This window comes from Shewanella sp. SG44-6 (assembly GCF_014164185.1).
Lineage (GTDB): Bacteria > Pseudomonadota > Gammaproteobacteria > Enterobacterales > Shewanellaceae > Shewanella > Shewanella vesiculosa.
This window is the reverse complement of sequence record NZ_JACJER010000145.1, coordinates 1-10,553: the sequence shown is the minus strand read 5'-3', so window position 1 is coordinate 10,553 and position 10,553 is coordinate 1. Positions and strand designations below refer to the sequence as shown.

Sequence of the window (10,553 nt, the reverse complement as noted above, 5' to 3'; positions counted from 1 at the left end):
TATATTTTCAGTCATCCATATATATAATTATGTAGCAGGAACGATTAACGAAATGCTCGATTGAGGTTTCAGTAAACTTGCTAACACAGTGCCGGAAGGACTGTAAACTCGTAACACCACTAACATAAATAGTGGTCATCTTTACATATTGCTTTAGACAAGGGTATGAACATGCGTAATTTTAATATTTCTCCAGATTTAACTCCTCTTTATCGAAGTGCGATTGGTTTTGATCGTTTAGCGCAACTTGCTGAACATGCAGCAGCCAATAATGCTAACACTGGTTATCCTCCTTATAATATTGAGCTTTTAGGTGAAAACCGTTATCGGATCACTATGGCTGTTGCAGGTTTTTCTATGCCTGAATTAGATATCATGAGCGAAGGCGAAAAATTGTTAGTTAAAGGCAATAAGACTGCTAAAAGTGACGAACGAAAATATTTACATCAAGGCATTGCTGAACGAGGCTTTGAACGCACTTTCCAACTAGCTGATCATGTGCGAGTGATTGGCGCGGACTTAGAACACGGTTTACTCAATATCGATTTGATTCGTGAAATTCCAGAAGCGATGAAACCACGTAAAATTGATATTGTCGCAACAAACACGCTCGGCTAAACCTTTATTGTTAGCTTGGTGTATATGTGGCTTAAGTGTAATCTAATATTTAAGCCATATTCACAACCTTTAGTGTTATCTCACTCCCCCATTTTTAGCTTATTGCTTACGCCTAGTTTTTTACACTAGGCTTTTTTGTGTTCAAAATTTATTAGTCTAATCGTTATTCTGTGTCTTGGTTGTTTAATAGCACCGGTCCTGGCCCTTGTTTAGCGAGCAAATCATCAGGATTATACAGTGGACAGTTTTTCATCGATAAACAACCACAACCAATACAACCTTCTAATAAGTCTTTTAATTTTTGCATCTTAATAATCCTTTGGGTTAGTGATTGTTTCCAAGCATTCGATAAATCAGTCCAATCTTCTTTAGTCGCTGTTCTTCCACTGGGTAGACTCGCGAAAGCAAGGTGTATTTCATCCAGTGATATCCCTAATTGCTGCGCCGCTTTAATGAGCGATATTCGCCTAATAACGTCTCGTGCATAACGACGTTGATTGCCTTGATTTCGCCAACTACTGATTAAGCCCTTTTGTTCATAAAAGTGGATAGCGGACACATTGATCCCACAACGCTTTGCAACTTGGCCAACACTTAATTCTGCTTCCATTATTATTCCAACTATTTTTTATCATTTTGGCAAAAATAATCCTTTACCTCAAGTTAACTTGAGGTATTAAGCTGTGTTGAATTATTAATAAGGAGATAAGAGATGCGATTAGAACATTTAAATTTAGTAGTGAATGACTTAGACGAGTCATTAGTATTTTATAAAGCCGCATTTCCGCATTGGCGAGTGCGTGGTGGTGGCGAAGCTATTTGGCATGGTACACCAAGAAAATGGCTACATTTTGGTGATGATTATCATTATTTGTCGTTAAATGATTCGGGGACAGGGAAAGCTCGCGATCTCAAAAGTAATGCATTAGGTTTGGCACACTTTGCCTATGTAGTCGATAATATTGATGCATTAGTGGCAAGATTGGCCTTGGTCGGTTTTGAGGTGGCGATCATCGGTGGTCATGACCCTTTTTATAAAAGCCGTTACTTTATAGACCCGAACGGGTTTGAAGTCGAATTTGTTGAATACTTAACCGACATACCTAGTGAACGAAATCAGTATGATACTGAGTAACTAGTAACTGTTCATACTAAGTATTAATCAGCAAACAGTCGCCAGTAACTTTTAATGGCCAATCACTCAACATTAACTGCCATTGAGCTTATAGATAAAGCTCAATGGTTTAGGTTTAGTGGATTTTAGTAAGTTATCGATAAGTATCTGTACAGATAGCTCAATTATAAGTAATCAGATAAATCGCTATTAGCCGCTATCTCTACTTCTTGTTGCTTACCATGGAATAAGTAAGCTACTTCATTGCCAATTAACCGTAATGTTTCATCTTGACGCCATAGGGCGCTGCCTTCTTGGATTCCGATAACCGGCGTTAAAGGATCAACTAAGGTAAATTCTAACAAGCGTTGCGCGCGCGTTTCACCATTATGACCCGGCAGCTGGTAATTAGTGTAATGCGGATTTAATTGAAACGGCAGTATACCTAAGGCGGTAAATGATGGTGGTTCAACAATTGGCATATCATTGGTGGTACGAATGCTGGCTCCAGTAATGTTTGAGCCAGCACTCCAGCCAATGTACGGCATACCACTTTGTACTTGTTCACGGATTAAATGGACTAAGTCGTAACGATATAATTCGTTAAGTAATTGAAATGTATTACCACCGCCAACCAAAATTCCGGCCGCATCTTGAATTGCTTGTTTTGGGTCGGCAAATTGATGAATGCTATTAATGGTTATTGACAGTGGTTCAAGTGCAGTCTGTACTTTTGTCAAATATTCATCGTAGCTAACACTGACTCCCGCATAGGGAATAAATAGCCACTGTTGCCCAGGTTGGGTTAATGGACGAATAAGCTCGACAGCATGAGTTAAATAAGCAGAGTCACCGACGCGTGAAGCACTCAGCATTAACGCATTAATGGTCATAAAAAGTCCTTTTTGTTCATTGTTTTCGACAGTTTAACAAAGATTAACCATTGTCGACACTGAGTTTGTTTCTGGCGGTTATTTTTCAGTTTCAATTAATCAAACCTCCCTAGACTCAGCTCGCTTGAATTTCAAGTCACTGTTTTGTCAGCTCATAAAAGAGTATAAATTTTTTTTAATACAACTAAGCTTGAATTTAAATTTTTTGGACATATTATGTCTTTAGTAACAATGAAAAATCGGCACTTTTGCCATACAGGAGCTTAAATGAAGCGTATATTTTTGTTGATCGCAACCAACTTTGCCATATTACTGGTTGCTTCAATTGTAATGTCTATTCTTGGGGTTAATACCTCAACAATGGGTGGACTGTTAGTATTTGCTGCCATTTTTGGTTTTGGTGGTTCGTTTATCAGTTTAGCCATTTCAAAATGGATGGCCAAGAAAACCATGGGTTGCGAAGTCATCACCCATCCTCGTGATAATATGGAGCGTTGGTTAGTTGAAACAGTTGCACGCCAAGCTGAAAAGTCTGGTATTAAGATGCCTGAAGTTGCTATATACCAGTCACCTGAAATGAACGCCTTTGCTACAGGCCCAAGTAAAAACAATGCCTTAGTCGCAGTGAGTTCAGGTTTGCTTTATGGCATGACTCAAGATGAAATTGAAGGCGTACTTGCACATGAAGTCAGCCATGTGGCAAACGGCGATATGGTGACTTTAACCTTAATCCAAGGCGTCGTGAACACCTTTGTTATTTTTGCTGCACGTGTTGTAGCTGGCATTATTAACAATTTTGTTTCTAGCAATGATGAAGAAGGTGAAGGCCTAGGCATGTTTGCTTATATGGCTGTGGTATTTGTGCTTGATATGTTGTTTGGCATTTTAGCTTCAATGATTGTGGCTTACTTCTCACGTATTCGTGAGTTTAAGGCCGATGAAGGGGCGGCGCGATTAGCAGGTAAAGGCAAAATGATTGCTGCGTTAGAGCGTTTACGCCAAGGTCCTGAATCTGGTGCTATGCCAGCTCAAATGTCGGCTTTTGGGATTAACGGTAAACGTTCAATGGCTGAGCTAATGATGAGCCACCCTCCATTAGAAAAACGTATTGCGGCACTGAAAAATAGCTAATATTCAGAAAATTATCGGGTTTATGTCGGTAAAATAGAAAGGGAGCCTTTGGGCTCCTTTTTTGTTTTATATGCATTAGGAATGATTGAATTGGGAGCTTTAATCGGTTACTTGTAGTGGGTTATTGCATTAATCACTCTAATCGATGACATATTGTTGTTTTATCACACCCAATAGGATAGTTTCAGATATGATCTGATCTCGCAATAATATTGCAAATAATGTCGATAAGCATACTCTTAATGGATACAAATATGCTTATAAGAACATGAGTCAACCAACACTATTCAGGAAATTGATATGCTGAAAAAAGCTATTTCTCAAGCGCAATTAAGAGAATGGCAGCTAGAAATAAACGATATTTCTGCCGAGTTTCGTCTTGCTATCATTTTTTATCAGGCCAATATTGAACTGAGTATTGATGTTATTTGCACAAGTCAAAATATTGATAAAAATACCCAGCAACAGCATGAGTCTAGTGTATTACAACATCTCAAAGCGACCCTCACGCATAATGTCACCACCCTCGATCAGCACTCGTGTGTCTACCACAAACTTATTCGTTCAGCCCAAGGCACTATTATTGGCGTGATAAGCTTTAGCACTCAAGAGAAGCCGCCGTCTGAAGAGGTATTAAGTCAAGCCTTATCGGCTATGCAAATACGCATAGCCGATATGTTAAGTAATGCAATCCGCTATTATATAAGCTCATTAACGATCGATTCTCATGCGAGTAAGCCAGTGTCTCTTGATGTTGATTTACAATCCTTTATTGATGCTTTTGAAGAGCATATTTGGGTAAAAGACACCAATGGGCAATATGTTTCATGTAATAAAAGTGTTGAGAGAGCTTGGCGAAAATCAAAAGATCAAATTCTGGGGAAGACCGACTTTGATTTATTTGATCAACGCACTGCAAATGAATTTATTGAGAGCGATAAATTAGCCATCAATAGCGGAGCTTCCGTAGTGGTGTCTGAATGTGAAGAAGTCGACGTCAACTTTAATAAAGTCTGGCTCGAAACCATTAAAGCCCCAATTAGTAATGCTCAAGGCAAATTGACTGGGGTTATTGGAATGACCCGTAATATTGCCAAGCACAAAGAGGCTGAAGAACAACTTATTCTAGCCGCGAGTGTGTTTCAAAATGCTGTAGAAGGTGTAGTGATAACCAACAGTGATGGAAATATTACTGAAGTTAACCAAGCCTTTACTGATATAACGGGTTACAGTCGTGAAGAGGTATTAGGTAAAAATCCGAGATTACTTAATTCCGGTCGTCATCCAAAAAGCTTCTTTGAGCGTTTGTGGAATACGTTACTTGTTCAAGGTAAATGGCATGGTGAAATTTGGAATCGTCGCAAACATGGGGCGATATTTCCACAAAAGATCACTATAAGTGCCGTTTTAGATAAACAAAATATCATTCAGTATTATGTGGCAGTATTTGCCGATATTTCTGCTCAAAAACAAAATGAAGAGAAATTAAAAAATTTAGCCTATTTTGACCCGCTGACACAGCTCCCAAACAGAATGCAATTTATGTCATTGCTTGAGCAAGAGGTTAATCACTCTCATCGGGCCAAAAAGCAGCTGGCGATTGTGTTTTTAGATATCGACTTTTTTAAGCACATTAATGACAGTCTAGGTCATGTTATTGGCGACGAAATTTTAGTTGAGTTAGCTAAACGTTTATCTTACGCCTTATCCGATTTTGATGTATTAGCCCGTCTAAGTGGCGATGAATTTGTCATCATGCTGCCTAGTATTATGGGGACAGATTCTGTCACCTCATCAATTGATCGCATTCGCAGTGTGTTTGAGCGTCCGTTTATACTGGATAATGCTCAATCTGTAAGGCTAACTGCCAGTATGGGCGTTGCTATCTACCCCAGTGATGGCGATGACCATGACAGCTTATTACGAAATGCTGACTCCGCTATGCACCGTGCTAAATTGGATGGGCGAAATAATTACGCTTTTTATACCGAGTCCATGACCAAACAAGCAGCAGAACAATTAAAACTGCAAACGGCATTGCATCAAGCATTAGTTAATGAAGATTTTTATTTAATGTATCAACCAAAGGTTAAGCTATCCGATTTAAAACCAAATGGTTTTGAAGCCCTTATTCGCTGGCACGATACGGCTCTAGGTCAAATTTCTCCTGCTGAATTTATTCCATTAGCCGAGAAGATTGGTTTGATTTGGGACATTGGTTTATGGGTATTAAAAACTGCCTGTTTGCAGGGGGTAGAGTGGTTAACACAAGGCAAAACATTTGAACGTATTTCCGTTAATGTGGCGAGCTTACAGCTACAAAGGAATGATTTTGTCGATAAAGTACGTTCTATTTTATTAGAAACGGGATTACCTGCGAAACATTTGGAATTAGAGGTCACCGAATCTTGTATGATGAATGATCCTGATGCAATTATTCGTGATTTGAAATTATTAGGTGCTATGGGAATAGCCTTGAGTATCGACGATTTTGGTACAGGTTACTCTTCTCTGAATTATCTCAAAAAGTTACCAATTGATAAGCTAAAAATCGATCAATCATTTGTGCGAGACATTCCTCATGATACCAATAACACCGCCATAGCTAAGGCGGTAATTGCATTGGGTCATGCCCTGAATTTACAGATTATTGCAGAAGGGGTGGAAACCGTCGAACAAGCCGATTTTTTGCGGCTTAATGGCTGTGATTTGGTTCAAGGATATCTGTATAGCAAACCGCGACTACCACAAGATCTTAACGAGTTTTTACCTACGATCCGTAACAGCAATTTACCTAATGAAATTAAAGTAAAGTAACAAAAATGCAGCTTACAGAGTGTGTAAGCTGCTTTGTCATTAACATTACGACTTTTAGTACTGCATTAAGCGTAAATATCTAGGTTCACCGATGTTGAATCACAGTTGGCCATTTCGGTGTTATCACCATTATAAATAGTGCTTGAAGCATCAGCTAAACGTGTTTATAGAGTCATTTTGTGGCAATTTATTAGTCTGTTAGAAGCTTGGTCTCTGTCATCCAACATTTGCGCTGCTCTGGTATATAAAATAAACCGTTTATCTCGAACAACCTGTGATCACCTGAGATAAAAAGATCCTAGTTAATGTTTTATGTAAATGCATTAATTCATTGCTCACTACATTAAAACATCCTCCTCCTTTGGGTGTCGTGATTCCCCTCGCAAGCTTTTATCTCGATTCAGGTCTATTACTGCGATTAGACTAATTTATTACATTTATCTTCGATGTTTACTCGCTCATAGCTTGGCTTTTGTTTAGAATGTCGTTGATATCATTTAGAGTATCAACGTGACCTTTTACTGGCATTGAATCGATTGGCGGGTTATGACTCATTGCGAATAGCATGTGGTAATTCCCCCGTGAATATTAGACTAAGAGTTGATAGTCGGATAAATGCTGATCACGTAAGATAGACCTTCCACTGGCATGCGCCGTTAGGAATACATTTATACTGAGGTGGACTGTTTTTCTGCCTAGGAGCATTAATGCAACTGTTTGTAAAAGATTTAACTGTAATCGATTTTTCTTACCTTTGTCCTGTTCGAGGCATGGTTGGTGAAAGCTGGATTGTCGATGTGCTATTAGATGGTGGCTTGGATGAGCAAAATATGGTGCTCGATTTTGGCAAGGTTAAACGCATCATCAAAAACACCATTGATGATGTAGCCGATCATCGCCTGTTAATCCCTACTGCTTGTAGCGAAGTGCGCTGGCAGCAGAAGGGCGACCGTGTTTGGATGGATTTTAGCAGTGACAAAGGTGACATACATTTAGCCTGTCCTTCACAAGCATTTGCGCTTATTCCTTCAGAAGTGATTGACTATGAAAGCGTCAATGACTTTTTGAAGAAAGCCTTACGTGAAGTGTTACCGGAAAATGTCCAAGGCATCAGCCTCACATTACGCAGCGAAGTGCTCGATACCCCGTTTTACCATTACAGCCACGGATTACGCAAGCATGACGGCAACTGTCAGCGGATTGCCCATGGTCATCGTAGCCCAGTAACGGTATTTGAAAATGGTATTGCAGAGCCCAAATGGGACCAATATTGGGCAGAACGTTGGCATGACATTTACCTCGGCACCGAAGAGGATTTAGTGTCGGTAAAAACCCTAGAATTGTCTAAGCAGACTAAAATCAGCGACGAAACACACTATGGTTTTCATTATGTTGCGCCTCAAGGTGATTTTCAATTAGCAATGCCTAAGCATTGCTGTGACTTAATTCCTCACGACACTACTGTTGAGATGCTTGCTGAATACATGGCAAAGACATTGGCCAGTAAAGAGCCTAAAAGTCATTTTAAAGTGATTGCTTACGAAGGTATTGGCAAAGGGGCCATTGCGGTAAGGGGTTAATCAAGTATTATTAATGGGCTGCCTTAAGGTGGCCCTTTTTTTTATCTTTTTGTCGCGATTAACAAGGAATGCGTTTCGATTATGTTATTAAAAAATACCATTTTAAAATTGATATCAACTGCAGCAATGCTGGTGGTCAGCTTTTGTGGCTTAACGGCTAATTCGTTTGCCGCTGTGACCTTTCAAGGCCAGTTTGAACAAGGTGCTTTAGTGCGCGGGGCTGTGCCAGCCGGCAGTAAGGTTTTGTTGAATGATCAAGCAGTAAAAGTCACCCCAGACGGTCAGTTTGCTATAGGGTTTGATAGAGACGCGAAAAAAGACCAAGTATTTAAAGTGATCTACCCAGACGGATTAACAGAAATTAAGCCGTTAAAAATAGCCGCAAGAGACTACAAAATTGATCGGGTCACCGGCATAAGCCAGAAAATAATGAAACCAGATCCCGTCGCTCAAGCGAGGGCTGCTAAAGATGCTAAACAGACTCGTGCAGCCAGAGACTTATTTAGTCAGCAAGATGCATTTATGCAAACCTTTATTTGGCCTGTAACAGGCAGAATTTCAGGGGTATATGGTAGTCAGCGAATATACAATGACGTACCCGGAAATCCACATTTTGGGGTCGATGTTGCCCGCCCAACAGGCACTGTAGTGGTTGCGCCTGCAGACGGCGTTATAACCTTAGCTGAACCCGACATGTTTTATTCTGGTGGCACTGTGATTATTGATCACGGCTATGGGGTGAGCTCAACATTTTTACATTTAAGTAAACTGTATTTAAAAGTGGGTGACAAAGTAGCGCAAGGCGATAAAGTCGCTGAAATTGGCGCGACAGGCCGAGTGACTGGGCCACATTTAGATTGGCGCTTAAACTGGTTCCAAATGCGCTTAGACCCTGTATCGATTGTGCCGTCTATGGCGACTGTGTTAGCCGCTCAGAAATCGACTAAGTAGTGTTTGCTGTATAGAGTCAGAGCCTTTTTGACTCTATAACCAACAGCTTTACGGGTATCTGTAGAGCATTATTTATGCCTCTTTGAGCTATAGCTTCAGCTGCGCGACTCACTATTTTCTGCTTACTGCATAAAGGAAGCTAGTTATGATAAAGCGAGTTGGCAACATCGAGATCCAACTGAAACACAAAGCCACATGTCATTGTGGTGCTGTTGAACTTGAACTTACGCTACCCAATGGTCTTGAAAATCCGAGACGATGCGATTGTTCAATTTGTCGTAGAAAAGGGGCGATTGTTGCTTCCGTTAAGCTGGATGGTATTCGAGTGGTAAAAGGTCGAGATGTGTTGAGGCTTTATCAATTTAATACTCATACTGCAAAGCATTATTTTTGCTCACTCTGCGGTATTTACACTCATCATCAACGACGTTCAAACCCAACTGAATATGGCTTTAATATTGGGTGTTTAGAAGGTGTTAATCCATTTGAGTTAGGTCACATTGTCACTGGCGATGGTATCAATCATCCTGCCGATCGGAATGTTTAATATTACGTCCATATTAGCCAGTAATTATCATGGATATCTCCATTGGTTATTAATGGTAATATTTTGTCAGCTTTAGACGTAATGTGACTGAGTGTTATGATAGGAGATCGCAATGCTGCGATGGTTTATATTATTGATGAGCGTCATCGTGTGTTTGAACGTGAATGCTACTATCAATCTGACGTCATTAAGTGAAAAGGGCATAGATAAGTGGCACCCTAAAGTGTTTTCCGGTAAATCAATTTACTCCATCGTTGAGTATAAAGGGCGTTTGGCACTAAAAGCACTTAGTCATAATGCCGCGTCAGGATTAGTGTTAGAACGCCAAATTGATCTTATGGTAACGCCTTACCTCAACTGGAGTTGGCTCGTCGAAAAGCAACTGCTGCAGTTAAATGAGCGCAGTAAAAAAGGCGACGACTTTGTTGCTCGAATTTATGTGGTTATTGATGGTGGTTTTATGGTGTGGAATACCAAATCATTAAACTACGTTTGGTCGAGTAATCAAGATCAGGGCTTGGTTTGGGACAACGCTTTTGCTGGCTCAAGTGTTAAAATGCTCTCTATTAGAGGTCAGGAAGCGCAGAAGGGCAGATGGTATCCACAAAAGCGCAATGTATACCAAGACTTGATTGAAACCTTTGGTGATAAAGGCAGTGATACCGCTAATCGTAAAGCCTATCAATACATCGATATCATCGCGATAATGACCGACACAGATAACAGTGGTAAACAAGCTGAATCTTATTATGCAGACATCATATTTAGTGAAGATTAGAAACTTATTAATTAGCTGTTTACATAAAATAAATTCAATAAATACAATGGTTCGCAGTGCATTATTGCTAGTCATTAATGACTTAATGACTTAATGACTTAATGACTAGCAATAATGCACTGCG

Annotated in this window: 10 protein-coding genes; 8 read left to right on the top strand and 2 right to left on the bottom strand. The window is 39.9% G+C overall.

Translation table 11 applies throughout. The annotated features are described in order from the left end of the window. The first annotated feature begins 171 nt into the window (after window positions 1-171). Window positions 172-618: an Hsp20 family protein gene (locus tag H5185_RS18860; RefSeq protein WP_124016047.1), complete on the top strand. Its 447-nt coding sequence runs from the start codon at window positions 172-174 to the stop codon at window positions 616-618. Window positions 619-781: 163 nt separating this feature from the next. Here the strand turns inward: H5185_RS18860 and soxR are convergent, their stop codons facing one another. Beyond that, the gene (gene soxR / locus H5185_RS18855; protein ID WP_182742861.1) at window positions 782-1,228 is read right to left on the bottom strand and encodes a redox-sensitive transcriptional activator SoxR; all 447 of its coding nucleotides are present in this window, start codon (window positions 1,226-1,228) and stop codon (window positions 782-784) included. 102 nt (window positions 1,229-1,330) lie between these two features. Between soxR and H5185_RS18850 the strand changes: the two genes are divergently transcribed. Then, complete coding sequence (locus H5185_RS18850) at window positions 1,331-1,753, top strand: VOC family protein (protein WP_182742860.1); 423 nt, start codon at window positions 1,331-1,333, stop codon at window positions 1,751-1,753. Window positions 1,754-1,917: 164 nt separating this feature from the next. On the opposite strand, the gene pepE is transcribed toward H5185_RS18850, so the two are convergent. Then, window positions 1,918-2,625, bottom strand: a complete 708-nt coding sequence (pepE, locus tag H5185_RS18845; protein ID WP_182723874.1) for a dipeptidase PepE — start codon at window positions 2,623-2,625, stop codon at window positions 1,918-1,920. Window positions 2,626-2,892: 267 nt separating this feature from the next. Between pepE and htpX the strand changes: the two genes are divergently transcribed. From htpX to H5185_RS18815, 6 genes are all read left to right on the top strand, one after another. Further along, window positions 2,893-3,756 (top strand): protease HtpX, encoded by an 864-nt coding sequence (gene htpX, locus H5185_RS18840; RefSeq protein ID WP_124016043.1) that lies wholly within the window; start codon window positions 2,893-2,895, stop codon window positions 3,754-3,756. Window positions 3,757-4,056: 300 nt separating this feature from the next. Continuing rightward, window positions 4,057-6,573: a bifunctional diguanylate cyclase/phosphodiesterase gene (locus tag H5185_RS18835; RefSeq protein ID WP_182742859.1), complete on the top strand. Its 2,517-nt coding sequence runs from the start codon at window positions 4,057-4,059 to the stop codon at window positions 6,571-6,573. 707 nt (window positions 6,574-7,280) lie between these two features. Beyond that, complete coding sequence (locus tag H5185_RS18830) at window positions 7,281-8,153, top strand: 6-carboxytetrahydropterin synthase (RefSeq protein WP_124016041.1); 873 nt, start codon at window positions 7,281-7,283, stop codon at window positions 8,151-8,153. Between the two features lie 126 nt (window positions 8,154-8,279). Next, window positions 8,280-9,104, top strand: a complete 825-nt coding sequence (locus H5185_RS18825; protein WP_259396258.1) for a M23 family metallopeptidase — start codon at window positions 8,280-8,282, stop codon at window positions 9,102-9,104. Window positions 9,105-9,249: 145 nt separating this feature from the next. Next, a complete protein-coding gene (locus tag H5185_RS18820; RefSeq protein WP_182742857.1) occupies window positions 9,250-9,651 on the top strand; it encodes a GFA family protein in 402 nt (133 codons plus the stop codon). A gap of 112 nt (window positions 9,652-9,763) precedes the next feature. Continuing rightward, entirely contained in the window at window positions 9,764-10,429 is a 666-nt protein-coding gene (locus tag H5185_RS18815; RefSeq protein ID WP_182742856.1) for a DUF3047 domain-containing protein, read from the top strand. Window positions 10,430-10,553 lie beyond the last annotated feature (124 nt).